Origin of the sequence: Mesorhizobium sp. BR1-1-2, from assembly GCF_020165435.1 — a bacterium.
GTDB lineage: Bacteria > Pseudomonadota > Alphaproteobacteria > Rhizobiales > Rhizobiaceae > Mesorhizobium.
Genome location: NZ_JAIUID010000004.1, coordinates 297,573 through 322,864, shown reverse-complemented (window position 1 = coordinate 322,864; position 25,292 = coordinate 297,573). Strand labels below are relative to the sequence as shown.

The 25,292-nt window shown below is 64.1% G+C and carries 24 protein-coding genes, 1 tRNA gene and 1 pseudogene; 11 read left to right on the top strand and 15 right to left on the bottom strand.

Going from position 1 to position 25,292, the window contains the following annotated elements; genetic code table 11:
* Positions 1–6: 6 nt before the first annotated feature.
* From LB551_RS11215 to LB551_RS11190, 6 genes are all read right to left on the bottom strand, one after another.
* Positions 7–792, bottom strand: a complete 786-nt coding sequence (locus LB551_RS11215) for a ThuA domain-containing protein (protein ID WP_224659202.1) — start codon at positions 790–792, stop codon at positions 7–9.
* A 79-nt stretch (positions 793–871) separates the two neighbouring features.
* Complete coding sequence (locus tag LB551_RS11210; protein ID WP_140549563.1) at positions 872–1,093, bottom strand: hypothetical protein; 222 nt, start codon at positions 1,091–1,093, stop codon at positions 872–874.
* Positions 1,094–1,150: 57 nt separating this feature from the next.
* Positions 1,151–1,735, bottom strand: a complete 585-nt coding sequence (locus tag LB551_RS11205) for a sarcosine oxidase subunit gamma (RefSeq protein ID WP_224659201.1) — start codon at positions 1,733–1,735, stop codon at positions 1,151–1,153.
* Positions 1,728–4,721 carry a sarcosine oxidase subunit alpha gene (locus LB551_RS11200; RefSeq protein WP_224659200.1) on the bottom strand — a complete coding sequence of 998 codons (2,994 nt, stop codon included), beginning with the start codon at positions 4,719–4,721 and terminating at the stop codon, positions 1,728–1,730. Before LB551_RS11200 ends, LB551_RS11205 begins: the two co-directional genes overlap by 8 nt.
* Complete coding sequence (locus LB551_RS11195; protein WP_224659199.1) at positions 4,718–5,029, bottom strand: sarcosine oxidase subunit delta; 312 nt, start codon at positions 5,027–5,029, stop codon at positions 4,718–4,720. Before LB551_RS11195 ends, LB551_RS11200 begins: the two co-directional genes overlap by 4 nt.
* 29 nt (positions 5,030–5,058) lie before the next feature.
* Positions 5,059–6,312 carry a sarcosine oxidase subunit beta gene (locus LB551_RS11190; protein WP_224659198.1) on the bottom strand — a complete coding sequence of 418 codons (1,254 nt, stop codon included), beginning with the start codon at positions 6,310–6,312 and terminating at the stop codon, positions 5,059–5,061.
* A gap of 265 nt (positions 6,313–6,577) precedes the next feature.
* Here LB551_RS11190 and LB551_RS11185 point away from each other — a divergent pair, with 265 nt between their 5' ends.
* The 9 genes and pseudogenes from LB551_RS11185 to LB551_RS11145 all read left to right on the top strand — a co-directional run bounded on the left by LB551_RS11185 (position 6,578) and on the right by LB551_RS11145 (position 14,575).
* The gene (locus LB551_RS11185; protein ID WP_224659197.1) at positions 6,578–7,336 is read left to right on the top strand and encodes an SDR family oxidoreductase; all 759 of its coding nucleotides are present in this window, start codon (positions 6,578–6,580) and stop codon (positions 7,334–7,336) included.
* 110 nt (positions 7,337–7,446) lie between these two features.
* On the top strand, positions 7,447–7,833 hold the full coding sequence (locus tag LB551_RS11180; RefSeq protein ID WP_140549557.1) for an SET domain-containing protein: 387 nt from the start codon (positions 7,447–7,449) through the stop codon (positions 7,831–7,833).
* 179 nt (positions 7,834–8,012) lie between these two features.
* Complete coding sequence (rpsU, locus tag LB551_RS11175) at positions 8,013–8,279, top strand: 30S ribosomal protein S21 (RefSeq protein WP_010911429.1); 267 nt, start codon at positions 8,013–8,015, stop codon at positions 8,277–8,279.
* Between the two features lie 141 nt (positions 8,280–8,420).
* Positions 8,421–9,263 (top strand): tetratricopeptide repeat protein, encoded by an 843-nt coding sequence (locus LB551_RS11170; RefSeq protein WP_140496334.1) that lies wholly within the window; start codon positions 8,421–8,423, stop codon positions 9,261–9,263.
* Positions 9,264–9,466: 203 nt separating this feature from the next.
* The gene (locus tag LB551_RS11165; protein ID WP_140549556.1) at positions 9,467–9,943 is read left to right on the top strand and encodes a DUF992 domain-containing protein; all 477 of its coding nucleotides are present in this window, start codon (positions 9,467–9,469) and stop codon (positions 9,941–9,943) included.
* 415 nt (positions 9,944–10,358) lie between these two features.
* On the top strand, positions 10,359–11,369 hold the full coding sequence (locus LB551_RS11160) for a hypothetical protein (protein ID WP_224659196.1): 1,011 nt from the start codon (positions 10,359–10,361) through the stop codon (positions 11,367–11,369).
* Between the two features lie 9 nt (positions 11,370–11,378).
* On the top strand, positions 11,379–12,386 hold the full coding sequence (locus tag LB551_RS11155) for a hypothetical protein (RefSeq protein ID WP_224659195.1): 1,008 nt from the start codon (positions 11,379–11,381) through the stop codon (positions 12,384–12,386).
* 92 nt (positions 12,387–12,478) lie between these two features.
* A pseudogene (locus LB551_RS11150) lies at positions 12,479–12,959 on the top strand (DUF992 domain-containing protein).
* A gap of 179 nt (positions 12,960–13,138) precedes the next feature.
* Positions 13,139–14,575 (top strand): MFS transporter, encoded by a 1,437-nt coding sequence (locus LB551_RS11145; protein WP_224659194.1) that lies wholly within the window; start codon positions 13,139–13,141, stop codon positions 14,573–14,575.
* A 15-nt stretch (positions 14,576–14,590) separates the two neighbouring features.
* Here LB551_RS11145 and LB551_RS11140 read toward each other — a convergent pair whose 3' ends face one another.
* The 9 genes from LB551_RS11140 to LB551_RS11100 form a co-directional block, all read right to left on the bottom strand.
* Positions 14,591–15,283: a response regulator transcription factor gene (locus LB551_RS11140; RefSeq protein ID WP_224659193.1), complete on the bottom strand. Its 693-nt coding sequence runs from the start codon at positions 15,281–15,283 to the stop codon at positions 14,591–14,593.
* Positions 15,280–18,006 (bottom strand): sensor histidine kinase, encoded by a 2,727-nt coding sequence (locus LB551_RS11135; protein WP_224659192.1) that lies wholly within the window; start codon positions 18,004–18,006, stop codon positions 15,280–15,282. Before LB551_RS11135 ends, LB551_RS11140 begins: the two co-directional genes overlap by 4 nt.
* 53 nt (positions 18,007–18,059) lie before the next feature.
* Positions 18,060–18,629 carry a potassium-transporting ATPase subunit KdpC gene (gene kdpC / locus LB551_RS11130; protein WP_224659191.1) on the bottom strand — a complete coding sequence of 190 codons (570 nt, stop codon included), beginning with the start codon at positions 18,627–18,629 and terminating at the stop codon, positions 18,060–18,062.
* Between the two features lie 12 nt (positions 18,630–18,641).
* Positions 18,642–20,735, bottom strand: coding sequence for a potassium-transporting ATPase subunit KdpB (kdpB, locus tag LB551_RS11125; RefSeq protein ID WP_224659190.1), 2,094 nt, complete (start codon positions 20,733–20,735; stop codon positions 18,642–18,644).
* Positions 20,732–20,962 (bottom strand): hypothetical protein, encoded by a 231-nt coding sequence (locus LB551_RS11120; protein ID WP_224659189.1) that lies wholly within the window; start codon positions 20,960–20,962, stop codon positions 20,732–20,734. Before LB551_RS11120 ends, kdpB begins: the two co-directional genes overlap by 4 nt.
* 12 nt (positions 20,963–20,974) lie before the next feature.
* Positions 20,975–22,675: a potassium-transporting ATPase subunit KdpA gene (kdpA, locus tag LB551_RS11115; RefSeq protein ID WP_224659188.1), complete on the bottom strand. Its 1,701-nt coding sequence runs from the start codon at positions 22,673–22,675 to the stop codon at positions 20,975–20,977.
* Between the two features lie 22 nt (positions 22,676–22,697).
* Positions 22,698–22,787, bottom strand: a complete 90-nt coding sequence (kdpF, locus tag LB551_RS11110; protein WP_015315765.1) for a K(+)-transporting ATPase subunit F — start codon at positions 22,785–22,787, stop codon at positions 22,698–22,700.
* A 419-nt stretch (positions 22,788–23,206) separates the two neighbouring features.
* Complete coding sequence (locus LB551_RS11105; RefSeq protein WP_224659187.1) at positions 23,207–23,431, bottom strand: alkylphosphonate utilization protein; 225 nt, start codon at positions 23,429–23,431, stop codon at positions 23,207–23,209.
* Positions 23,432–23,630: 199 nt separating this feature from the next.
* Positions 23,631–23,720 (bottom strand) — tRNA-Ser (locus LB551_RS11100).
* 369 nt (positions 23,721–24,089) lie between these two features.
* Here LB551_RS11100 and LB551_RS11095 point away from each other — a divergent pair.
* Together LB551_RS11095 and LB551_RS11090 are read left to right on the top strand one after the other, a co-directional pair.
* Positions 24,090–24,839 carry a hypothetical protein gene (locus LB551_RS11095; protein ID WP_224659186.1) on the top strand — a complete coding sequence of 250 codons (750 nt, stop codon included), beginning with the start codon at positions 24,090–24,092 and terminating at the stop codon, positions 24,837–24,839.
* Between the two features lie 129 nt (positions 24,840–24,968).
* On the top strand, positions 24,969–25,286 hold the full coding sequence (locus LB551_RS11090) for a hypothetical protein (RefSeq protein WP_224624020.1): 318 nt from the start codon (positions 24,969–24,971) through the stop codon (positions 25,284–25,286).
* Positions 25,287–25,292 lie beyond the last annotated feature (6 nt).

Here is a 25,292-nt window from a genome sequence, read left to right as displayed (position 1 = left end):
CAGCCCTTAGCTCAAGCCCTTGTCGCCGTCGGCATGCAGGCGCAGGCCTTTCTGGACGATCTTCTCCTTGGCCTGGTCTGTCGGCACGTTCGGCGCGTTGGTGATACCGGACCATGCGGGTGCGGGATTGTGCGCCCAATGCACGGCGTTGCGCAGCACCTGCTGCACGCCTTCATTGTGGTAGATCGGGTAGGTCTCGTGGCCGGGCGAGAAATAGAAGATCCGTCCGGCGCCGCGCTGATAAGTCAGCCCCGACCGGAAGACTTCGCCGCCTTCGTACCAGGAGACGAACACCGTCTCCATCGGCTCCGGCACCGCGAAGGGCTCGCCATACATCTCCGTCTCGCCGATCTCCAGGCACTCGCCGATGCCCTGCGCGATCGGATGGCCGCGGTTGATGGCCCAGACGCGCTCGCGCTCGCCCGCCTCGCGCCATTTCAGCGAACAAGGCGTGCCCATCAGCCGCTTGAAGATCTTCGAGTAGTGTCCGGAATGGAGCACGATCAGACCCATGCCTTCCCAGACCCGTTTCTGCACGCGCTCGACGATCTCGTCCTTGACCTCGCCATGGGCGGCATGGCCCCACCAGAGCAGGACATCGGTGGCAGCCAGCCGGCCTTCGCTCAAGCCGTGCTCCGGTTCCTGCAAGGTGGCGGTGGTCGCTTCGATGCCCTTATCCTGGTTGAGCGCGGCTGCAATGGTCCCATGCATGCCCAGGGGATAGAGGCCGCGCACGGCGGCATTGGTCTGCTCGTGGACGTTCTCGCCCCAGACGACGGCTTTTACCGGCATTTTACGATCTCCCAAAGCGCTTTGAATATCTCACCTGGCGTTGTCTTGGGAAGATGACTCTCAACCGAAACTGGGGAAATCAGCGACGCTTGCGTCCGGGAACGGTCTTGGCTTTGCCGGGTCTTGCGGGGGCGCCAGGGATAGCCGTCCCGGTGATAGACACCGGATCGCTGGCCGGGAACGTGTCCTCGAGGCCTTCCTCGAGTTCCTCTTCGGCGTCGGCACCGTGATGCCGCTCATGCTCCAGGGAGCGCACGGCCGAGCTTTTGCCGGGCGACTTCGGCGTGGACTTCGATGGCATCGGCATTCTCCCTCGACCTGTTGCCGCGAACGGACGCAGGCGGCACACGTTGCCGGGTCAGGCCGCCGCGTCGCGTGCTCCCTCGGAGAGGAAAGTAAAGACATAATCCGAGAAGGAACGCCAGCACTCGACCCGGAAGGCGTCTTGCGCCGTGCGCAGCAGAACGATCTCGGCCTTGCCGAGAATGGTGCGCGAGGCGGCACCCACCGGGAAGGCTTCGGGCGAAAGATCCTGCGGGCAGCCCGAATTGATTGCCGCGGCCGCGGCCGGACCAGCGACCGATATCGCGACGTTGCGATGCGAGATGCCGACAGCGGAATGCAGGGCGGAAATCTTTGCACAATCGGCGAGCGGGTCGTTTCCGGCCTCGTCGATGATCATCCACTCATCCGGTCCAAGCCACAGCGCGGTGCGCCCGCCCTTCGACACGGACGTCTTCGGCTTTTTCGGCAAGGTCACGCCGAGCGCCTTCGACAAGGCGGCAAGCGAAGCCTCCGGCGCGCGCAGCGAGATACGCTCGGCAGGCGGCAGCACCTCGACCTTGGCGCCTGTCGCGGAGATGCTGCGCCCAGCGACCGCCGGACGGCGCTCGACCGCAGGTGATGCGGCCGGAGCCGCTTTCTTTGCCGCAGCCTTAGCCATTGAGGCGGCCTCCCGTCTCGTCGAAGAACACCATGCCGGAAACCTCCACTTCGATCGTCCCGCTCGGCATCGGCACGTAGAGCGTGTCGCCCATGCGTGCGCGGCCGCCGGCGACCAGCGCCAGAGCGATCGAGCGGCCGCAATTCTGCGACCAATAGCTCGATGTGACATGGCCGATCATCTTCATCGGGATCGCCTGCCTGGGATCCTCGACGATCTGCGCGCCTTCTTCCAGCACCACCTTGGGATCCTTGGTCTTGAGGCCGACCAGCTGCTTGCGGCCCTTGGCGACCAGGTCCGGCCGAGTCATGCCGCGGATGCCGACGAAATCGGTCTTCTTCTTGCCGACCGCCCAGTCGAGCCCGGCATCGTTGGGCGTCACTGTGCCGTCGGTATCCTGGCCGACGATGATGTAGCCCTTCTCGGCGCGCAGCACGTGCATCGCCTCGGTGCCGTAGGCTGTGGCGCCATGCTTCTGGCCCTCGGCCCACAGCGCTTCCCAGACGGCCTGGCCGTAGTCCGCCGGCACATTGACCTCGAAGCCGCGCTCGCCGGTGAACGACATGCGAAACAACCTTGTCGGCACGCCGCATATCTTGCCCTCGCGCACCGACATATGCGGCAGCGCCTCGTCCGACATGTCGATGCCTTCGACCAGCGGCGCGATGATGTCGCGCGATTTCGGCCCCTGCACGGCGATAACAGCCCATTGCTCGGTGATCGACGTCAGCCAGACATTGAGATGCGGGAACTCGGTCTGGAGATAGTCCTCCATATGGTTCATGACGCGCGGCGCGCCGCCCGTCGTCGTCGTCACATGGAAACGGTCTAGCGCCAGCCTGCCGACGACGCCATCATCATAGATGAAGCCGTCCTCGCGCAGCATGATGCCGTAGCGGCAGCGGCCGGGCTCCAGCTTTTCCCAGGGATTGGTGTAGAGCAGCTCCATGAACTTGGCCGCATCGGGGCCGACCACCTCGATCTTGCCCAGCGTCGAGGCGTCGAACAGGCCGGCCGTGTTTCGAACGGCGACGCACTCGCGGTCGACCGCTGCATGCATGTCCTCGCCTGCCTTGGGGAAGTACCAGGCGCGTTTCCACTGCCCGACATCCTCGAACACCGCGCCTTGCGCCTCGGCCCAGGGATGGATCGCCGTCTTGCGTGTCGGGTCGAACAGCGGGCCGCGCGCATGGCTGACGATGGCGCCGAAGGTCACCGGCGTATAGGGGGCGCGGAACGTGGTGAGGCCCACCTCGGGGATCGGCTTGCCAAGCGTCTCGGCGGCAATCGCCAGGCCGTGCATGTTCGAGGTCTTGCCCTGGTCGGTCGCCATGCCGTTGGTGGTGAAGCGCTTGACGTGCTCGATCGACCGCATGCCCTCATGTACCGCCTGGCGGATGTCCTTGGCGGTGACGTCGTTCTGGAAATCGACGAAGGCTTTCACCGTCGTATCCGGACCGGCGCCCGGGGCGGCGCCCAGCATGCCGCGCGACCAGCTTTCCGAGGCGTCGACTTTGGGCTTTGTACCCTTGGCGGCCTTCGCGCCGGCGTCCTTTGCCGCCTTGGCTCCTGCCGCATAGGCCTCGTCGAGGGTCGCCGACAGGCCGTCCGTGCCGTTGCAGGCGCCGACAGAGATGCAGTCCTGTGCATAGGTGCCGGGCACGAAGCGCTTGGTTTCGTCATTGAAGGCGACCTTGCCGCGCGACTGCGAGAACAGGTGCACCGACGGCGTCCAGCCGGCCGACATCAGGATCGCATCGGCCGCAATGGTGCGCTCGCCGCCGCCATTCTTCGGCTGCACGGTCATCGACGAGACGCGCAGTTTGCCGCCGGCCCGGATCACCGCGCGGCCGAAATTGATCTCGATGCCGAGCGTCCTTGCTTCGTCGATCACCGGCCCGGTCGGGTTGTCGCGCAGATCGACGATAGCCGCGATGTTGACGCCGGCCTTCTTCAGGTCGATCGCCGCCGCGTAAGCGGAATCATTGGCGGTGTAGACGCCGACATTTTTGCCCACCGCGACGCCATAGTGATTGAGGTAGGTGCGCGCGGCCGAGGCCAGCATGATGCCCGGCCGGTCGTTGTTGGCGAACACCATGTGGCGCTCGATGGCCCCCGAAGCCAGCACCACGCGCCTGGCGCGCACTTGCCACAGCCGCTCGCGCGGCAGGTCGTGGCCGGGATCTTGCAGATGGTCGCTGACCCGTTCGACCAGGCCGACGAAGTTCTGTGCGTAGTAGCCGAACGCAGTCGTGCGCGACTGCACGCGGACATTGTCCATGCCTTTCAGCCTGGCGATCGCCGCCTGCGCCCAGGCAAAGCCGCCCTGGCCGTCGATCTTCGCGCCGCTCTCGAAGCGCAGGCTGCCGCCGAATTCGGCCTGCTCATCGGCCAGAATGACGCGCACGCCGGTTTCAGCCGCTGCCAGCGCCGCCGCGATGCCGGCCGCGCCGCCGCCCAGCACCAGCACGTCGCAATGAGCGTAACGCGACGAATAATGGTCGGGATCCGGCCTGTCGGGAGACACGCCAAGCCCGGCGGCTTCGCGGATCTTGGGTTCGTAGAGGCTCTTCCAGGCCGCCTTCGGCCACATGAAGGTCTTGTAATAGAAGCCGGCCGAAAACAGCGGCGACGCCAGATCGTTGACCGCGCTGACGTCGAAGGACAGCGAGGGCCAGCGGTTCTGCGAGTTGGCCGCGAGCCCGTCATAGAGCTCCTGCACGGTCGCGCGCACATTCGGCGTCTTGCGCGCGTCGTCGCGCACGATCTGCACCAGCGCGTTGGGCTCCTCCGCGCCTGCCGACAGCACGCCCCGCGGCCGGTGATATTTGAACGAGCGGCCGACCAGGTGCACGCCATTGGCCAGCAGCGCCGAAGCCAGCGTATCGCCTTCGATGCCGGTATAGGACTGGCCGTCGAAGCTGAAGCGGGCGGTCTTGGCCTGGCTCAGGCGGCCGGCGCTCGGTATGCGGAACGCGCCGCTCATTTGGCAACCACTTCGCTGGAGTTTTTGGGCAGCTTGGAAGGCTTCGGCTCGCCGGCCTTGTAGGTCATGACGAACTTGTCGGTGACGGTGTCGCGCACGGCGTTGAAGAAGCGCGCACAGCCATGCATGTGCCGCCAGCGCTCGTAGATGATGCCTTTGGGGTTCGAGCGGATGAAGAAGAATTTTTCGAAATCGTGGTCGCTCTCGCCTGACATGTTCGACGAGCGCGCGATATGCGCCTCGCCGGCGTTCCGGAACTCGAGTTCCGGACGCTCTTCCTCGCAATAGGGGCAGCGGATGAGAAGCATTCTTGTTCGTTCCTACAGCTCAGTCATCGTCAGTGCGCCACCGCCGCCGCCGCTGCCTCGTCGATGAGGCGGCCGGTGCGGAAGCGCTCGATGGTGAAGGGCGCGTTGATCGGATGCGGATCATCCCTGGCGATGGTGTGGGCAAAGACATGGCCGGAGCCGGGCGTCGCCTTGAAGCCGCCCGTGCCCCAGCCGCAATTGACGTAGAGGCCGGGCACCGGCGTCTTGGCCAGGATCGGCGAGCGGTCGGGCGTCACGTCGACGATACCGCCCCAGGAACGCAGCATCTTCATGCGCGTGAAGATCGGGAACATCTCGCAAATGGCGTCGAGCGTATGCTGCAATATGTGCAGGCCGCCGGTTTGCGAATAGGAGACGTACTGGTCGGTGCCCGCGCCGATCACCAATTCGCCCTTGTCGGACTGCGAGATATAGGCATGCACCGTGTTCGACATCACCACGCAGGGAACGACAGGCTTGACCGGCTCCGACACCAGCGCCTGCAGCGGGTAGCTTTCCAGCGGCATGCGCACGCCGGCCATGTTCATGATGACCGAGGAGTGCCCGGCGGCGACGACGCCGACCTTCTTGGCGCCGATGAAGCCGCGCGTCGTTTCGACGCCGGTCACCGCGCCGTTGGCCGCACGCTTGACGCCGGTGACCTCGCAATTCTGAATGATGTGCACGCCCCGCGCCGAGGCGGCGCGCGCATAGCCCCAGGCGACCGCGTCATGGCGCGCCGTGCCGCCGCGCCGCTGCAAGGCAGCACCGACGACCGGGTAGCGCGCATCCCTGGAAATGTTGAGCGGCGGGCAGAATTCCTTCGCCTGCTCCGGCGTCAGCCATTCATTGTCGATGCCGTTCAGTCGGTTGGCGTGGACATGGCGCTTCAGCACCTGGATGTCGTGCACATTGTGCGCCAGCATCATGACGCCGCGCGCCGAATACATGACGTTGTAATTGAGCTCCTGGCTGAGCCCGTCCCACAATTTCAGCGCATGGTCGTAGATACCGGCGCTCTCGTCATAGAGATAGTTGGAGCGGATGATGGTGGTGTTGCGGCCGGTATTGCCGCCGCCCAGCCAGCCCTTCTCCAGCACCGCGACATTGGTGATGCCGTGCACGGTGGCGAGATAGTAGGCGGTGGCCAGGCCATGGCCGCCGGCGCCCACGATGACGACGTCGTATTCCTTCTTCGGCTCCGGCGAGGACCATTGCTCCTCCCAGCCCTTGTGGCCGCGCATGGCCTCACGCGCGATGGCGAATACAGAGTATTTCTTCACGTTCCAGCCTCGCGCCAAAGTCTCGCGGATTTGCGGCCGGGCTAGCAATTTCCCCGGCGCGCGAGGTGTATCACTAGCGAAACAGCGCTGCCACCCTTGCGCTGTTTGCGACGGCGCTTGCCGTTTTGCGCCGCAACCGGCCGCCGCGTGCGAAGCTAAGGAAAATCGGCAGCGTTCGCAGCTTTCGGGTGGCTGAGGCCATGCTCATTTGCGACGACGCATCCAACCGCCGGCAAGGCCGGCTTAGCGGAAGGATGACAGAAACATGCTCGCACTCGCCAACAAGATCGCCATCGTCACCGGCGCCAGTTCCGGCATCGGCCACGCCACTGCAAAGCTCTTTGCCGAGGAAGGAGCCAAGATCGTCGCCGCCGCGCGCCGTCAGGCCGAGCTCGATAGGCTTGTCGAGGGGATCGTGGAGACCGGCGGAACTGCGATCGCTCTTGCCGGCGACGTCAGGGACGAAGCCTATGCGAAGGCGCTGGTCGATCTCGCGACCGGCAGCTTCGGTGGTCTCGACATTGCATTCAACAATGCCGGCGCTGTCGGCATGATGGCGCCGCTGCCGGACCTGCCGCCGGCGTCGTGGCACGACACGATGGATACCAATCTGACCAGCGCCTATCTGGCCGCCAGGCATCAGATTCCGGCGATGCTGGAGCGCGGCGGCGGATCGCTGGTCTTCACCTCCAGCTTCGTCGGCTATACCGCCGGCATGCCAGGCATGGCCGCCTATGCCGCGGCCAAGGCCGGCCTCATCGGCCTGACGCAAGTGCTGGCCGCCGAGTACGGGCCGAAGGGGTTGCGCGTCAACGCACTGCTGCCGGGCGGCACCGACACGCCGGCCGCCACCTTCAAGACACCCGAGTCGCGCGCTTTCGTGGAAAGCCTGCATGCCTTGAAGCGTGTCGCGGAACCGGAAGAGATCGCCCGCTCGGCGCTTTATCTTGCCTCCGACGCATCGAGCTTCACCACCGGAACGGCGCTGTTCGCCGACGGCGGCGTGTCGATCAGCCGGACGTGAACGGTTTTGCCGACGCCATACGGATCGACGCGGCCGCGATGTCGCAATCCGGGCTTGCATTTGGGCTCGAATTGGCGATTCCGTTCTCCCCTTGGAAACGGGCCGGAACCATGCTGCTGATCAGAACCTATGTCGCCCAAAGCGCAATCGAGGGCGTCGGCGTGTTCGCCGCCGAGCCGATCAGGAAAGGCGCCTCGATCTGGCGGCTCGACCCGGATTTCGACCGGCTGATCCCGCTGGAAAAATACCAGGCGGCACCCTCGCATCTGAGGGAACTGCTCGACCGCTATGCCTATCCCAGCCCCGACCGGCCGGGCTTCATGGTCTATGAGGTCGACAATGGCCGCTTCATGAACCATTCGGCGACACCGAACACCGACTTTTCGCAGTATGGCGGGGCAACCGCGACCCGCGACATAGCGGCGGGCGAAGAGATAACCTGCGATTATGGCGAATTCTTCGAGGATTTTGAGCGGTTGCATCTGGCCACCGCGTAGTTGGCTGCCTATCTTGTGAGCGACCGCCGGGCGATTTGGCCGCCTCCCTTCATTTCGGCTGTGGACAGCGCGGCGTGATTCTGCTATCAGCCGCCACAATTCGTGGTGTAAATCGCCGCGGAGGCTAGTGGCTATGGCCGCTTGCCTGTTGATATCAAACCCGAAAGACAGGATTGCCCGTGCAGGTACTCGTCCGCGACAACAATGTTGATCAGGCGCTTCGCGCTCTCAAGAAGAAGATGCAGCGCGAAGGCATCTTCCGCGAAATGAAGATGCGCGGTCACTACGAGAAGCCTTCCGAGAAGCGAGCCCGTGAAAAGGCTGAAGCCGTACGCCGCGCCCGCAAGCTGGCCCGCAAGCGCGCCCAGCGCGAAGGCCTGCTGCCGATGACGCCGCGTCCAGTGGCTGCCGGCGGTGCAGCCGGTGCAGCGCGTCCGCCGCGCTGACCAGCGCCAATATTTCGTCCTTTTCGAAGGATACCAGAGGTGGCGCGATGCGGAATCGCCGCCACCTTTTTATTTTGATATGACCCGGCCCGGAGGGGGGATCCGGACCTGAATGACGCGGCAAGTGAGGACAGGGCAGACATGAACGCAATCAGCGTGGAGAGCAAAACCACATTTCGTGGCTTTGCCCTGGCGACAGCCCTGCTTTCCGGATTGATGCTTGCCGGCTGCCAGACCTCAGGCCCGACCGGCGAGTTCAACAACATCGACAAGGCGCAAGGGTCGAGCGAGAATATCTCCTCGCTGTCGGCGGTGATTCAGCGCAATCCGCAGGATCCTGAAGGCTACAATGTGCGCGGCTCGGCCTATGGCCGGGGCGGCCAGTATCAGGCGGCGCTCAAGGATTTCAACCAGGCCATCCAGCTTAACCCGAATTTTTACCAGGCCTATTCGAACCGTGCGCTCATCCAGCGCTTCCTCGGCAATCAGGAAGCAGCGCTGGCGGACTACAACCGCTCGATCCAGATCAACGGCAACTACGATGCCGCCTATATCGGCCGCGGCAATCTCTACCGCAAGGCCGGCCGCACCCAGGAAGCCTTCAACGACTTCCAGAAGGCGATCCAGCTCGACACGACCGATGCCCGCGCCTATCACAATCGCGGCCTGATCTATCAGAGCCAGGGCCAGCACAAATTCGCCATCGAGGATTTCTCGACCGCCATCTCGCTGGCCCCGGACGCCGCCGAGCCATACAACGGCCGCGGCCTTTCCTACCTCGCCACCAATGACGAGGACAATGCCTTCTCCGATTTCAACATGGCCATCAAGCTCGACGGCAAGAACGCCGAGGCCTGGTCCAACCAGGCGCTGATCTATGAGCGGCGTGGGGACAAGGCCAAGGCGGCCAAGTCTTACCGCGAAGCCGTTCGGCTCGATCCCACCTACCAGCCTGCCAAGGACGGCCTCGCCCGCGTCAGCTGACGCGATCAGGCAATGCCGGCCAAGCCTACGCGTCCGATGCGTGTCCAAAAGGACACGCATCGCTGCAGATCGCCATCAATCCGGCAACCGCGCGTTAACCCCCGCTGCAGGCCGTGATCGCCTGCCTTGTTCGCGCCAAGGTTTCAGCGGAACGGTCTGGCCAGCCAGCCGTTACTTTGATGCAATTTGCGAAAGGACCTCCCATGATCAAGAAACTCGTCTGCGCCGCTGCGCTCGCCACGACCATGTTCGCTGTTGCACCGGCAAGCGCCGGCAGGCTGCAACTCGGCACGCTCGACTGCACCATCGATGGCGGCACCGGCTATATCGTGACGTCCAACAAGGGCGTGTCCTGCGTCTTCCGCCCCTATCATCACGGTCCGGCCGAGATTTACACCGGCGTCATCTCCAAGCTCGGCGTCGATGTTGGCAAGACGCACCAGGGCCAGCTCGCCTGGGCCGTGTTTGCCGCGACCCGTGACCGCGACGCGGGCGACCTTGCCGGCAGCTATTACGGCGTCAATGCCGAGGCGAGCGTCGTGACCGGCGGCGGCGCCAATCTGCTGGTCGGCGGCTTCGACAGCGCCTTCATGTTGGAGCCGCTCAGCGTCCAGGCACAGACCGGCGTCAACCTGGCCGTTGCCGTGACCTCGCTTGAGCTGATCCACTCTCTCAAGTAACGGCACGTTGATCTTCTCGGCGCGGACGGCAAACGCGCGACGATCAAAATAGCGCGCGGTGGACTTGGTTCCGCCGCGCGCTTTGCATTTGCGAACTGCTGTGACCAGGCCAAGCTAGCAGAACGAAATTATTGCCGATGGAAGACTTGCTCGTTCTGTGCTACCAACCGGAAATGTTGCTGGCTCTGCGCGAAAATGCGCGCGAGCTCCGGCAGATGTAAAGACATCGTCGAATGCAATTTTGTTGCAGCTGCCGGAGGCCGTGATGGATTTCATCGAGCAGTTATTCGGATTTTCGCCCGATGGCGGGTCGGGGTCCTTCGAACTTCTTCTGATACTCGCACCATTCTTGATTGCCGCTGTCTGGTTTTTCATGCGTCGACAGCGACGTTGACGAAATGGCCGCGGACTGGCCATGAACCCGCTCCCCAAAATACTGGATTTCCTGAACGCGCTCGCCGACGCGTTCACCGAGTGGCCATCGAACCTGCGCCAGATCGCTGCCCGGATCTGCGCCCTCGCCAGATTGCTCTGCGAAAGAATGAAGCTCCCCGATCGGTTGGACCGAAGCGGGCCGCAACGTTGCGTCAAGATCAGCGACCCCGCCTACAAACGGCCGGATCCCCTGATCTACGCGCAGTATTATTTGATGGGCCAGGGCCTCGCCGTCACCTGGGACAACCCCGACATCGAGATCCGAAGCGGCGGCAATCCTGTCGCACCACATATGCTGGCGCCCGACACCGAATATGAAATCGTCGCCCGTATCTGGAACAACTCGACCGAGGCCCCGGTCGTCGATCTGCCGGTGAAATTCTCCTATCTGAGTTTCGGCATCGGCACGGTGTCGCATTGGATCGATGAGACCAGGACCGATCTCGGCGTCAAGGGCGGGGCCAACCATCCGGCTTTCGCGTCGGTCAAATGGCGAACTCCGGCAGCGCCCGGTCACTATTGCATCCAGGTCCTGCTCGACTGGCTCGACGATGCGAACCCGAACAACAACCTAGGCCAGGACAACACCACCGTCGGTGTCGTCCATTCGCCCGCAAGATTTGAATTTCGCCTGCGCAATGGCGAGCGGGAGAGGATGGGATTTCGTCTTGAGGCCGATGCCTATTCCCTTCCTGAATTGCCGGTCTGTGAGCCGCGCCCTCGCCCGAGGCCGCGTCGCCGGCCCTTGCGCACCTTCCCCGGCACCATCGCGGCAGTGCCTGCCGGCCACACCCGTCAATCGCATCCTTTGCCCGCCGGCTGGCTTGTCACGTTCGAGCCCGCACAAGCGGACCTTGCCCCGGGTGAGGAAATCCCCGTCACTGTCAATATTGAACCGCCAGCCGGTTTCACCGGCCGCAAGGCAATCAACGTTCATGCTTTCTCGGCCCGCGGCCTCGCCGGCGGCGTGACGCTCTATGTCGAGCGATAGGGGGTCGCCATGGCTTATCGGCACTACACCAGATGCGTATCGGTCGGAAATCACCACGGCAAACAATACGGGCAGATGATCATTGCCGCGGCCGTGGTCGCTTTGCCGCTCATCCTTGTGGGCGCCCTTCCCGGACCGGCCGCCATGCTGGTGGCGCTTGCGGCCATATTGGCCTATTGCCGCTGGTGGCTCTACGACCGGCTGATCTGTCTCGGTGGCGACGAATGCGCGGTGGGCTGGCTGCTCAAGGTCGATCCGCCGGAGGAGAAGTCGGGCCTGGACCGGTTCGACACCGACTACAGTCTCAATCTGGTGCCGGGCAATGTCGTCGAATTCACCAACCAGGCAACGGCCGAAAAGATAGCGCCGTTTGGACGCCTGATCGCCAACACGCCTGCGATCCAGGGCGCGGGCCTCGACTGGAAAGGTCAGGAAGCGCGCCAATGGGCCAATGACGACCCGACCGCGGTGCTGCATTGCGAGTTCGAAGGGGCCGGCGTCTACGACCTCATGATAGCCTGCCTTGCCGCAATTCCAGTCGCCACGGCCGCCGCGGTTGCTTGCGCCATTCCCTTCTTCGGCTGGATCGCCTGCGCGGTCCTGTCGCTCATCGCGGCGGTCATCGTCATCGTCGGCGGCATAGTCGGCCTGCTCGACACAGCCAATCCGACGGATCTCGACGAGAATCTCGGCGATCTTCACGTCAACGATCCGACGCGCCGCGGCGCGGACATCCTGTTCGTCAAGGGAACGTGGGTCTACGATTCGGCACATGACGGCTGGAACGAAATCCATCCCATCAAGCACTGTCAGAAGATCGGCACCTGGAACGGCAGCTGGAACGAATCTCCGGTTCCCGACGGCAGCCCCGCCCGCTGGTGTGAAGCCGTTGAGACGGCAGGATCGCCATTGACCGTCGCATCCCAGCAGGAGCCTCAGAACCAGTGGACGATACATCCCGCCATAGACGGTTGCCGGCCAAAGCCCGACGATCACCGACCGGACCCCGTGCACTGACCTTGCATCCGGTGACGACCTCATCTTCCCTTCGCTCGCGAAGCAGCGTCATCTGCTCCTCGAAGATGGCTGCTGCGAATGCACGAGGGGCCATGACACGCAAAATGATCCTTGCTGCCATCGTTGCCATCGCTAGCCCCGCCTTGGCCCAGGCACACGACCAGGGCATCGAGCTCGGCACGCTTGAATGCGCCATATCGGGCGGCACCGGCTTCATCTTCGGCTCGAGCAAGGATCTGAGCTGCACCTTCACCCCTGCCGACAAGACTTTCGTGCCGGAAGCCTATTCGGCGCCGTCAACAAATACGGCCTGGACATCGACACGACCAAGCAGGCGGTGATGCGATGGCTGGTGCTGACGCCGCTGAAGAACATCTACGCGCCGGGCGCATTGGCCGGCGACTATGTCGGCGCCAGCGCCGAGGGACGGCAACCGTGGGCGCCGGTGCCAATCTGCTGGTCGGCGGCTCCTCGCAGGCCTTCACCTTGCAGCCGCTCAGCCTGCAGACCCAGACCGGCATCAATTTCGCCATCGGTGTCAGCCAGTTCCAGCTGCGCAGCACGGAGAACTGATCGGCCGGCGATGCCGGTGGGCCAGGGACGCGGGCATCACGAACATGTCCAAAAAAATCGCTTGAGCTCAAGCTTGGTTGAGGTTCTACAAACCCATCCGACCGTGGTCCTGCCGGACCCCCGAGCTGGCTCCTGGCGCCACGCGTTTGCATCGGGATATGAAAATTCGAGGGACCGAAGTGACCGACATCAGCACAAACAGGGTTGACTGGCGCGCATTGTGGGCGAGCGGCGATCTCGCGCGCTTCTGCTTCATCAGCCTCGGCATCCTGCTGCACGCCACCAACGAGACGATGGTGGCGACGGTCATGCCTGCCATGATCGGCGAACTGGCGGGCGTGCAGCTCGTCGGCTGGTCGCTGGCGATCTACGAACTGGGCGCCATCGTCGCCGGTGCCGCGGCCGGACGGCTGGTCAGCTATGTGGCGCTGCGCACCAACATGGTGGTCGCGGCCCTGCTCTACGCGGCCGGCGCGCTGATCTGCGCCACCGCGCCCTCGATGCAATTGTTCCTGGCCGGGCGCCTGATCGAGGGCCTGGGCGGCGGCGCGCTGGTGTCGCTGGCTTTCGTGTCGGTGGAGCGGCTGTTTCCGCGTGCCATCTGGCCGCAGCTTTTCGGCATCATGTCGGCGATCTGGGGCGTCGCCGCCTTCAGCGGGCCGATGCTTGGCGCGATCATGACAGAGCTTCTGTCATGGCGCTGGGCCTTCGGCATCTTCGTGTTCGGCGGTGCGGCGATGGCGCTGGCGAGTTTCGTCGTGCTCGACACGCCGGAAGCGACGAGGCCTAGTGCCGGCGCGGGCAAGGCACCACCCTTCCCGTTCATAGCGCTTGGCTGCCTTGCCGTCGCCGTCGTGCTGATCGCCTCGGCGGGCGTTGACATCGCTCTGCTGCGCTCGTCGGTGCTGATGGTGCTCGGCCTGGTCGGCCTTGTGCTGTTCTTCCGTATCGATGCGCTGAGGCCGAGATCTCGGCTTTTCCCCTCGCGGCTGTTCTCATGGCGCACGCCGGTCGGCAGCGGCATGACCATGGTCGCCGCCTTCTCGGTGGCGACCTGTTCCTTTGCCATCTACGGCCCGCTGCTTCTGACCACGCTGCACCACGTCCCGCTCCTGACCACCGGCTACATCATCGCCGCCGAATCGATCGCCTGGTCGATCCTGTCGATCCTTGTCTCCAACGCGCCGCAGGAGCGTGAGAGATTGATCATCGTCATCGGGGCCCTGATGATCGCAGCCGGCCTCGCTGGTTTCGCCTACACCATCCCGCAAGGCTCGATTCCGCTGATCCTGGTATGCGCCCTTTTGCAGGGTGGCGGCTTCGGCGTTGCCTGGCCGTTTCTGACGCGCGTCATCGTGGCCTCCGCGCCGGGAGATGAGCAGACCATCGCCTCGGCCGCGGTGCCGACCATGCAGCGTATCGGCTATGCGGTGGGTGCCGCCCTTGCTGGCATCGTCGCCAATGCCAGCGGCTTTTCGCAAGGCCTGAACCAGGACGCGGCGGCTGATGTGGCAACCTGGCTGTTCCTCGCCTTCGTGCCGCTCGGCATGGTCGGCTGCCTGGCGGCGTTGCGGACGTCGACGGCCACGAGCCGGCTACCGGAGGCTGTCAGCTGATCGGCCAGGCAACGCTCATTCGACCTCTCGCAGGCGGTAGCCGACGCCGGTCTCGGTGGTGATGTAGCGCGGCTGGTCCGGCGTCTTCTCGATCTTCTGCCGCAACTGCCGGACATAGACCCGCAGATACTGCACGTCGGTCGAATCGTTCCACACCTGCTTCAGCAGGAACTGGTGCGTGAGAACCTTGCCCGCATACTGCACGAGAATGCGCAGAATGTCGTATTCCTTGGGCGACAGCTTCACCTCCTTGCCCTCGACCTTGACGATGCGCTTGACCAGGTCGACGGAAAGATCGCCGGTTTGGAACACCGGCCTCTCGCCCTGCTGCTGGAATCTGTGCCGCAGTGCCACGCGGATTCGCGCCACCAGCTCGTTCATTCCGAACGGCTTGGTGATGTAATCGTCGGCGCCGAGTTCGAGCGCGTCGACGATGCCGGATTCGTCGGTGCGGCTGGAGAGAATGACCACCGGCATGTCGAAGCCGTCGTCGCGCCATTTGCGCAGCAGTTCATGGCCGCTCATGCCGGGCAGGCCAAGGTCGAGCAGCACGAGATCCGGTTTGTCCTGCGCCATCAGCTCGATAGCCGCTTTGGCGTTCGGCGCCTCGCTGACGGCGTAGCCCTGACTGGCGAGGCCGACCCGGAGCAACTTGCGGATCGGCGGCTCGTCATCGACGACCAGTATCCTGACGTTCGAATTGGTCATCGAGGCTGATCCGCGCTGGAGCCGATACGATTGCCGGACAGTTCCGCCGGCACCGGCATCCTGATGGTGAAGGCAGCACCCGAACGGTCGGTCCGGTTGGCGGCCGAGATCGTGCCGCCCATTGCCTCGATGAAGCCGCGGCAGATCGATAGGCCGAGCCCGGTGCCGGCGCGCACCTGGTCGCCCTTGCGCACCCGGTAGAAAGTGTCGAACACGCGCTCAAGATCCTGCGGAGGGATGCCCAATCCCTCATCCATGATCTGAAGCACGACAGAGCCGATGTCGGTCCAGCCCTGCAGGCGGATCGTCGAACCGGGCGGCGAATATTTCGATGCATTGTCGAGCAGGTTGAACAGGACCTGCTCGAACAGCACCGGGTCGAGCTTCAGCATCGGCAGGTCGGGTGGAATGTCGACCTCGATCTTGTGCTCGCTGGTGATCTTGCGGGCGCGGTCGAGTGCGGTGCCGACGACGTCGCCGACATAGTGCAGCGCATAGTTAGGCTCCATCGCACCGGACTCGATCTTGGTCATGTCGAGCAGATTGGCGATGAAGCGGTTCAGCCGTTCCGCTTCGTCGACCACCGTCGACAATAGCTCCGTCCGGTCCTGCTCGGGCAGATCAGGTGCGAACTCCCTGAGAGTGCCGGCCGCACCCATGATGGCGGCGAGCGGCGTCTTTAGATCATGAGAGATGGAGGTAAGCAGCGCCGAGCGCAGCCTGTCGGCTTCGGCCGCGAGCTTGGCACGGTCAACATCGGCGACGAGCTGGATGCGCTCGATGGCGACCGCTGCCTGGTCGGCCAGCGCGTCGAGCAGCCGCTGCTGCTCGGGCGTCAGCAGCGGACCCTGCTTATCGTTGTCGAGGCCGACCACGCCGACCGCCGTGCGTCCGGTGCGCAGCGGCAGATAGAGCCGCTTCGCACCGGGCAGCGTATCGGCGCCGCGGCCGGCGGCGCGGTCGTGCTCCCAGGCCCAGCGGGCCGCGGCGATATCGGCCTCGGCCAGCGTGTCGTCGGGCGGATAGCCCGCCTTGACGGTGATGGCGCCGTTTTCGGGCAAAAGCAGCACGACCCGCAATTTCAGCATGGAGGCGATCTGGAAGGCCGTGACCCACAGGACGTCGTCGAGCGAGCTGGCGCCGGCAAGCTTCTTGGAGAACAGGTAGATATCCTCCGTTGCCCGTGCCCGTGAGCGGGCGGCGGCAGCCTGGCGCTGCACGCGCGCCGTCAGGTTGCTGGCGATGACGGCAACGACAAGGAAGACGGCAAACGCAACGATGCTCTCAGGATCCCTGATCGTCAGCGTGTAGCGCGGCTCGAGGAAGAAGTAGTTGAAGGCAAGGGCGCTCAGGAAACAGGCGTACAGGGCCGGCCACAGTCCGAATGTCACCGCCGATGTCAGCACCGCCAGCAAGAGCACGATCGCCAGATTGCGCACGTCGAGGAACTGATCGAGAACCGTGCCGACGGCCAGCGAGCCCGCGACATAGGCCGTGGCGAACAGATATGGCCATATCTGGAACGGCCGCTGCTCGGCGGCCGTCCTGACCTTTCTCGATGCTGCGTCGGTATCGCGCTCGGTTCCCGAAATGACATGGACGCTGATGTCGCCGGCATTGCGGATCAAATCATAGGTGAGCGAGCCCTCGATCAATTCCCGCCAGCGCGACCGGGTCGGCCTGCCGACCACGATATGGGTGAAATTGTTTGCCGTCGCATGGCGAACGATGTCCTGCGCGACGTTCTGGCCCGGAATGGTCGTCACCTCGGCGCCGAGCTGCTCGGCAAGGCGCAGATGGGTCGCCAGCCTGTCCTTCTCTTCCTCCGACATGGCGGCCGAACGAGGCGTGTCGACATGAAGCGCCGTCCATGGGGCGCGGAGCCGGTCGGCCAGCCTGCGCGCATAGCGCACGCGCGCCGCCCCGCCCGGACGCGCGTCCAGGCAAACGAGCACCCTTTCCCCCGCCGCCCATGGGCCCTGGATGGCATGGGACTGCATGTGGTTGAGCAGTTGTTCGTCGACACGCTGGGCGGTGCGGCGTAGCGCCAGCTCGCGCAGCGCCGTCAGATTGCCTGGCGAGAAATAGTTCTCGATGGCGCGCTGGGCGGTATTGGGAAAATAGACCTTGCCTTCCTCCAGCCGCTTGATCAGGTCGTCGGGCGTCAGATCGATGATTTCGACATCGTCGGCCTGGTCGATGATGGAATCGGGAACCGTTTCGCGCACCCTGACCCGCGTGATCTGGGCGACGACGTCGTTCAGGCTTTCGACATGCTGGATGTTGAGCGTCGTGTAGACGTCGATGCCGCGCGCCAGGATTTCCTGCACGTCGAGATAGCGCTTGGGGTGGCGGCTGCCGGGCGCGTTTGTGTGGGCGAGTTCGTCGACCAGGACCAGTGCCGGGCGGCGTGCCAGGATGGCATCTATGTCCATCTCGTCGAGAGTGCGCCCCTTGTATTCGACCGGCCGCCGGGGAATGATCTCGTAGCCCTCGACCAGGGCCAGCGTTTCCTTGCGTCCGTGTGTCTCGACAACGCCGATCACCACATCGATGCCGTCGGCCAGCCTGGCGCGTCCCGACATCAGCATTTCATAGGTTTTGCCGACGCCCGGTGCCGCGCCCAGGAAGATGCGCAGACGCCCGCGGCCCTCGCGCTCGGCATGCTCGAGCAGCGCGTCGGGGGAAGGTCTGTTTTCGACGTTGCTTCTGTCGTCCGGCATCGGGATCCAGTTTGAACGGCGCTGGGGACGGTGTCGATCCCCGGCGCTGTTCTTCATTGCTTGGCGGTGTCGTCCAATGCGAGGTTAAGGGCCAGCACATTGACCACCGGCTCGCCCAGGACACTGAGTTCCCGGTCCTCGACATGGCTGTCGACCAGCGCCTTGACCTTGGCTTCATCGATGCCCCTTGCCTTAGCGACACGTGGAATCTGGAAATAAGCGTCGTCGGGGCTGATGTCAGGATCGAGCCCGCTGCCTGATGTCGTGACGAGGCCCATCGGAACCGGCGCATTGGGGTTTTCGGCCTTCAGCTTCCCGGCGTCGCCCTTGATGCGCTCGATCAGCTTGGGATTGGTCGGACCGAGATTGGAACCGCTGGAGGCGCCGGCGTCATAGCCATTGCCGGCGGCAGAGGGCCGGCCGTGGAAATAGCGGTCGCTCGCAAAGGCCTGGCCGATCAGTTCGGAACCGACCACCTTGCCGTCCTTCTCTATCAGGCTGCCATTGGCCTGTTTCGGGAACAGCGCCTGGGCGATGCCGGTCATGCCGATGGGATAGATAAGCCCGGTCAGCACGGTGAAGAAGACGATCATAACGATCGCGGGTCTGATTTGCTTGAGCATCGGAATGATCCCTTATGCAAGACCGAGGGCCGTGACGGCCATGTCGATTATCTTGATGCCGGCGAACGGCACGATGATGCCGCCGAGGCCGTAGACGAGCAGGTTGCGGCTGAGCAGCGCCCCGGCGCCGATCGCCCGGTATTTGACGCCGCGCAGCGACAGCGGGATCAGCGCGATGATGATCAGCGCATTGAAGATGATGGCCGACAGGATGGCGCTCTGCGGCGTCCCCAGATGCATGATGTTGAGCGCCTGCAGCGGACCTGTGGTCTGGCCGGGCGCGACGTAGAACACGGCGAACATGGCCGGGATGATGGCGAAGTACTTGGCCACGTCGTTGGCGATGGAGAAGGTGGTCAGCGAACCGCGCGTCATCAGCAGCGCCTTGCCGATCTCGACGATCTCGATCAGCTTGGTCGGATCGGAGTCCAAGTCCACCATGTTGCCTGCTTCCCGCGCGGCCACCGTGCCGGTGTTCATGGCGACGCCCACATCGGCTTGGGCAAGGGCCGGCGCATCGTTGGTGCCGTCGCCGCACATGGCGACGAGCTTACCCTTGGCCTGCTCGTCGCGGATCAGCTTCAGCTTGTCCTCCGGCGTCGCTTGGGCAAGGAAGTCGTCGACGCCGGCTTCGGCTGCGATCGCCGCCGCCGTCATCGGGTTGTCGCCGGTGATCATCACCGTGCGGATGCCCATGCTGCGCAGCTCGGCGAAGCGCTCGCGGATGCCGCCTTTGACGATGTCCTTGAGGTGCACGATGCCGAGCAGGCGCCCGTCGCGCTCCACCGCAAGCGGCGTGCCGCCCGATTTGGCGACCTCGTCGGCGATCGCCTGCAAATCCCTGATCGTATCGCTGTTCGGGCGCGTCGCGTGGCTGGCTGATGTCGTCTGGTTGACATGGCCGAGCACGGAATCGACCGCGCCCTTGCGCACGGAGGAGCCGTCTATGTCGACGCCGCTCATGCGGGTTTCCGCGGTGAAGGGCACGAAGGTGGCGTGCAGTGTCGCCATGTCGCGAGCGCGGATGGCGTATTTCTCCTTGGCCAGCACGACGATCGAGCGGCCTTCCGGTGTTTCGTCGGCGAGCGAGGCAAGCTGCGCCGCGTCGGCCAGTTCCTGCTCGGTGACGCCCTTCACCGGCCGGAATTCGGTCGCCTGGCGGTTGCCGAGCGTGATCGTGCCGGTCTTGTCGAGCAAAAGCGTGTCGACGTCGCCGGCCGCTTCGACGGCGCGGCCGGACATGGCGAGCACATTGAAGCGCACCAGACGGTCCATGCCGGCGATGCCGATGGCCGACAAAAGCGCGCCGATAGTGGTCGGGATCAAGGTCACGAACAAGGCGACGAGCACCGTGACCGGGATATAGCCGCCCGAATAGGAAGCGAAGCTCGGGATGGTAGCGGTGGCCAGAACGAAGATCAGCGTCATGCCGACCAGCAGGATGTTGAGCGCGATCTCGTTCGGCGTCTTCTGGCGCTCGGCGCCCTCGACCAGCGAGATCATGCGGTCGAGAAAGGTGTGACCGGCGGCGGCGGTGATGCGCACGCGGATCCAGTCGGAGAGCACCTGCGTGCCGCCGGTGACCGCGGAGCGGTCGCCGCCGGATTCGCGAATGACGGGGGCCGATTCACCCGTAATCGCCGCCTCGTTGACCGAAGCCACGCCTTCGATCACCTCGCCGTCGGAGGGGATGATGTCGCCGGCCTCGACCAGCACGGCGTCGCCCACCTTCAGGCTGGTGCCGGGCACCAGCTTGAATTTCGTCCGGTCCTCGCCGGCGAGCAGCTTGGCCTGGGTCTCGGTGCGCGCCTTGCGCAGCGAATCGGCCTGCGCCTTGCCGCGACCTTCGGCGACGGCTTCGGCGAAGTTGGCGAACAGCACGGTGAACCACAACCAGATGATGATCTGGATGGTGAAGCCGAGATTGCCGCCGCCGCTGGCGAGGTCCTTGATGAAAAGCACTGATGTCAGCGCTGAGACGGCGGCAACGACGAACATTACCGGGTTCCTGGCCAATGTGCGTGGGTTCAGCTTTTTGAAGGCGCCGCCGATGGCGGGCCACAGGATGCCGGCATCCATGATGCTGGCTGATTTCGACTGGCTCATTTTGAAGCTCCAGCTTCGGTGTTGGTGGGCGGCACCGAGCGGTCGGATGCCGAAAGAAGATGCGGAAGCCCGTAGGCCAGCAACCACAGAACGATCATGACGGCGGCGATGCCGAGGAATGTCGACATCGTGGGGAAAGGAGGAGGCCGTTCCTCCTTTCCGTTGTCGGCGGGATGGTGATCGTTGCGATGCCTGTTGTTGAACCAGGACATTTCCGTTTCAGCCAAGAGTCTTCCGTCTCAGAATGTCTGTCCGTGGATGGCGGCCAGATGCTCGACGATCGGCCCGACGGCGAGCGCCGGGAAGAACGTCAGGCCGCCGACGATGACGATGACGCCGACCAGCAGCCCGACGAACAGCGGGCCGTCGGTCGGGAACGTGCCGGCCGAGGCGGGCACGGTCTTCTTCGCCGCCAGCGATCCGGCGATGGCCAGCGCCGGGATGATGACCAGGAAGCGGCCCATGAGCATGCCGACGCCCAGCGTGATGTTGTACCAGGGCGTGTTGCCGGTGAGGCCGCCGAAGGCCGAGCCGTTGTTCGCCGCCGCAGACGTATAGGCGTAGAGGATCTCGGAGAAGCCGTGCGGACCGCCATTGGCGATCGACGCCACGGCGCTCGGCAGGACCACCGCGATGGCCGTGAAGACCAGCATCGCCAGCGGCAGGCACAGGATCGCCAGCATCGCCATCTTGACCTCTTTGGCCTCGATCTTCTTGCCGAGATATTCGGGCGTGCGCCCGACCATCAGGCCGGCGACGAAGACGGCGATGAGGATGAACATCAGCATTCCGTAGAAGCCGGCGCCGACGCCGCCGACGATGACTTCGCCGAGCTGCATGTTGATGAGCGGGATCATGCCGCCGAGCGCGGTGAACGAGTCATGCATGGCGTTGACCGCGCCGCAGGAAGCCGCCGTGGTGATGACCGCGAACAGCGCCGAAAGCGCGATGCCGAAGCGGGTTTCCTTGCCTTCCATGTTGCCGCCCTCGATGCCAAGCGCATGGACCAGCGGATTGCCCGCGCCTTCCGCCCAGTAACAGACGGTGACGCCGGCGATGAACAGCACGCCCATGGCGGCCAGGATTGCCCAGCCCTGGCGCTGGTTGCCGACCATGCGGCCGAAGACGTTGGTGAGTGCCGCGCCGATGGCGAAGATCGACAGCATCTGGATCAGGTTGGAGATGGCGTCCGGATTCTCGAAGGGATGCGCGGCATTGGCGTTGAAGAAGCCGCCGCCATTGGTGCCGAGCATCTTGATGGCGACCTGCGAGGCGACCGGCCCGACGGCGATGGTCTGCTGCGCGCCTTCGAGCGTGGTGGCGCCGACATAGGCTCCCAGCGTCTGCGGCATTCCGAGCCAGACATAGACCAGGGTGAGCACGACGCAGAGCGGCAAAAGCACGTAGAGCGTGGCACGGGTCATATCGACCCAGAAATTGCCGATCGACTTGCCGGAGGCGCGGGCAAAGCCGCGGATCAGAGCCATGGCGATGGCGATGCCGGTGGCCGCCGACAGGAAGTTCTGCACGGTGAGGCCGGCCATCTGCACGAGATAGGACATCGTGCTCTCGCCGCCGTAGTTCTGCCAGTTGGTGTTGGTCATGAAGCTGGCGGCGGTGTTGAAGGCGAGCCCCGGTTCGACCGCGCTCATGCCGGCCGGATTGTAGGGCAGGCCGCCTTGCAGGCGCTGCAGGAAATAGAGCGCCAGGAAGCCGGCAAGGTTGAAGAACAGCATGGCGGCGGCATAGCCCGTCCAGTGCTGCTCGTGGTCGCCGGTTCCAGCCAGGCGATAAAGGCCCCGTTCGACGGGGCCGAGCACCGGCGACAGCAAGGTGCGGTCGCCGGTGAAGACGCGATGCATGTAGCCGCCCAGCGGCTTCACGAGCAAAACCAGAATCCCGCAATAGAGAAGGATCTGTATCCATCCGTTTATAGTCATGATGTGGCTTTCCGTGCGCCGGTCAGAAGCGTTCCGGGCGGATCAGGGCGTATGTCAGGTAGGCGAGCAGGAACAACGTCACGCCGCCACCTAAGATGTAATCGACAAGCATGGTTCGATCCCTTCGCTCAAATTCTGTCGCAGGCTTTGACATAGGCGAAAGACAGGGCGAAAAACAAAACCCCTATCCCGAGAACAATGATGTCCATTGTGCTTGTCCTTGCTTCCATTTTTCCACTTTGCGCCCGCTCGAAGCAGCTTGGCGATTACATGAAACCGGCCCGCCCACTTGGATTCGTGACGGCGTCCGACTTTTTTTCTCAAAGCGGAATATGGACCCGATCGCCATAAAGGTTCGAGACGGGGCAAAGCGGAAAGAAATAGGAATTTTATAAAGATTTTCGGCGGAATGAATTTGAAGTTGTGAATGCGCCCAAGCGCTCCAGTCGTAAGGGGTGGCTAGGTTGGCCGACGACGCGCCTCGTCGCCGGCAAACGCAATTTTATCCCTGCGGCTCAACGGCCTTGAGGGTCACGCCTTCTTTACGAACTCGGTTTTGAGCACCAGGCCCTTCACTTGCCTGGTACTGCATTCGATCTCACCGGGATTGCCGTTAAGGCGAATGTTCTTCATCAACGTGCCCCGCTTGATCGTCTCCGAAGTGCCTTTGACCTTGAGGTCCTTGATCAGCGTGACGGAATCGCCGTCCTTCAACTGAGCGCCGTTGCTGTCGCGCACCATTACATCGTCCGGCATGCTATCTCCTGTGATCGGGATCACCACTACCAGATCACCAGGAATTCCAAAACCGGCTCGTGGGCGGCATTTCATGGAACGCCCAAGGATCACTCGATGCTATGCCGCGATTTCGCCCTCCTACGCTGAAGCTTCGGAGGGCATCCTGCTTCGCGTCTTCGATCGGCAAATCCTGCGAAGCTCGAAGAGCGAAGCAGGGTGGCGGAGAGAGCGGGATTCGAACCCGCGTTACGGTTTCCCGTAAACACACTTTCCAGGCGTGCGCCTTCAACCACTCGGCCACCTCTCCGTCCTTGCCTTTCGCGCCGGCCGGTTTCGCCGCGCGGGTTGGGGAGATGCTCTCCCTTTGGGGATGCGGAACTTCCGCACCGGGCGCCGCCAACCAGCGGACGCCCTCCCCGCACCTGAGCCGTCAAAGCAACAGGCGCGGGGCTCATCTAGTCGATCCGGCGCCGAATGCCAAGCCATAACGGCAGCCAATTCGCTTTGCCGGCCACACGGCGTTCACGGGGGCCGCCGGCACATCCGATCGGAGGCCCGCCACTTCAATCGTTGCTTGATGATGTGCACGGGCACGGCTGCGAGGGCAGCCGCGCTTGACTTCGTCCCGAGCGGCCTGTCGAGTGTCGAAAGGCTTTGCGGGGGGCATCGTCGCGATATGGCGTCGAGCAGCGGAATTCCGGGCGGTACGCCTGACAATGGACAGCCACCGGCCGAGGGAAAGGTCCCGGCCGGACGGCCGGACAGCGGACTTTCCTATGTCCCGGTGGGCTGGCTCGTCATCGTCATGGCCCTGTCGGTCTATTGGCTGGCGTCGGCCTTGTGGCTGGTGGGGAGTTCAGGCCTGCCGGACGCCGTTTTCTATTTCCTCTTCAGCGGGCTCGTCGCCGACGTCATCACCATCCTATGGGGACTTTACCTGCTCGGCCTCGCCTTCGGCCGTTCGGCGCGCTTCCCCAGCCACTTCACCATCTGGCAGGCCGCCACGATCATATGGCTGCTGGCAAGTCACGCTTACGCACTTGCCGTGCCGGGCTTCGTCTTCTCCGCCAGAAGCCTGGCCATCACCGCCGCCGAGATCGCCATCGGCCTGCTTTGCATCTACCTTTTGCGCCGCGGCTCCGGCGCCGAGACCGTTTATGCCAAGCCGCGAGCCGAAGCGCCGTCGGTCTTCGTTTCCATTGTCGCCGCGCTGCTCGGCATCATCCTCGGCGCGGTCGTCGGCGCGGTGGGCGGATTCCTCGCGGGTTCGCTCATCGCCGATGTCACCGATGTGAGTTGCTTCGAGGGTGGGTGCGGCTACTTCGCCGCCTTCATCGGCCTGGCCGGGCTGGTGGTCGGCGCCATTGCCGGCGGCATTCTCGCCGTCTGGCTCGTTAACCGGCGCAAGCGCAGGCCGGCCGGCTAGGCTGCGTCGGCCGCGATTCAATTCGCGTGCCGTGATTGCGAATAGGGCCTGCGCGCTCTATTTCTCGTTCGGAATACCGCCGGAGATCCTCGGGAGGATGTCGAGGATCGGCCAGGGGAAAGGTCTTTGATGTTTCGCTTTGTCTTTCGTCTCGCGGCCATGGTCGCGCTGTCGATTTCGGTCATCATGGCGGTGCTTGACACGACACGCACGGTCGCCGCCTCGGCACTGGTGCTGACCCCGCTCAATGCAAGCTGGCTGGCCGTGTCGCCCGACACGCGCGCCGCCTTTGAAAGCTTCGTTCGCGCCAAGGCCGGCCCGCTGCTATGGGACGGCGCCATCGCCTGGGTGCTCGACCAGCCGGGCTTTGCCGTGTTCGCGGTGTTGGCCTTGCTGCTCTACGCCATCGGCTACAGGCGGCAGCGGCGCACGGGGCAATTCGCCTGAAGGGCA

Coding starts and splice junctions, on each gene's coding strand:
- LB551_RS11105 (WP_224659187.1), bottom strand. CDS start 23,431: ATGCCGGACGATGTAATGGTGCGCGACAGCAACGGCGCTCAGTTGAAG.
- LB551_RS11095 (WP_224659186.1), top strand. CDS start 24,090: ATGGCGTCGAGCAGCGGAATTCCGGGCGGTACGCCTGACAATGGACAG.
- LB551_RS11180 (WP_140549557.1), top strand. CDS start 7,447: ATGCTGCTGATCAGAACCTATGTCGCCCAAAGCGCAATCGAGGGCGTC.
- LB551_RS11205 (WP_224659201.1), bottom strand. CDS start 1,735: ATGGCTAAGGCTGCGGCAAAGAAAGCGGCTCCGGCCGCATCACCTGCG.
- LB551_RS11140 (WP_224659193.1), bottom strand. CDS start 15,283: ATGACCAATTCGAACGTCAGGATACTGGTCGTCGATGACGAGCCGCCG.
- LB551_RS11210 (WP_140549563.1), bottom strand. CDS start 1,093: ATGCCATCGAAGTCCACGCCGAAGTCGCCCGGCAAAAGCTCGGCCGTG.
- LB551_RS11155 (WP_224659195.1), top strand. CDS start 11,379: ATGGCTTATCGGCACTACACCAGATGCGTATCGGTCGGAAATCACCAC.
- kdpF (WP_015315765.1), bottom strand. CDS start 22,787: ATGCTTGTCGATTACATCTTAGGTGGCGGCGTGACGTTGTTCCTGCTC.
- kdpB (WP_224659190.1), bottom strand. CDS start 20,735: ATGAGCCAGTCGAAATCAGCCAGCATCATGGATGCCGGCATCCTGTGG.
- LB551_RS11135 (WP_224659192.1), bottom strand. CDS start 18,006: ATGCCGGACGACAGAAGCAACGTCGAAAACAGACCTTCCCCCGACGCG.
- LB551_RS11215 (WP_224659202.1), bottom strand. CDS start 792: ATGCCGGTAAAAGCCGTCGTCTGGGGCGAGAACGTCCACGAGCAGACC.
- LB551_RS11090 (WP_224624020.1), top strand. CDS start 24,969: ATGTTTCGCTTTGTCTTTCGTCTCGCGGCCATGGTCGCGCTGTCGATT.
- LB551_RS11170 (WP_140496334.1), top strand. CDS start 8,421: ATGAACGCAATCAGCGTGGAGAGCAAAACCACATTTCGTGGCTTTGCC.
- kdpA (WP_224659188.1), bottom strand. CDS start 22,675: ATGACTATAAACGGATGGATACAGATCCTTCTCTATTGCGGGATTCTG.
- LB551_RS11195 (WP_224659199.1), bottom strand. CDS start 5,029: ATGCTTCTCATCCGCTGCCCCTATTGCGAGGAAGAGCGTCCGGAACTC.
- LB551_RS11160 (WP_224659196.1), top strand. CDS start 10,359: ATGAACCCGCTCCCCAAAATACTGGATTTCCTGAACGCGCTCGCCGAC.
- kdpC (WP_224659191.1), bottom strand. CDS start 18,629: ATGCTCAAGCAAATCAGACCCGCGATCGTTATGATCGTCTTCTTCACC.
- LB551_RS11200 (WP_224659200.1), bottom strand. CDS start 4,721: ATGAGCGGCGCGTTCCGCATACCGAGCGCCGGCCGCCTGAGCCAGGCC.
- LB551_RS11185 (WP_224659197.1), top strand. CDS start 6,578: ATGCTCGCACTCGCCAACAAGATCGCCATCGTCACCGGCGCCAGTTCC.
- LB551_RS11165 (WP_140549556.1), top strand. CDS start 9,467: ATGATCAAGAAACTCGTCTGCGCCGCTGCGCTCGCCACGACCATGTTC.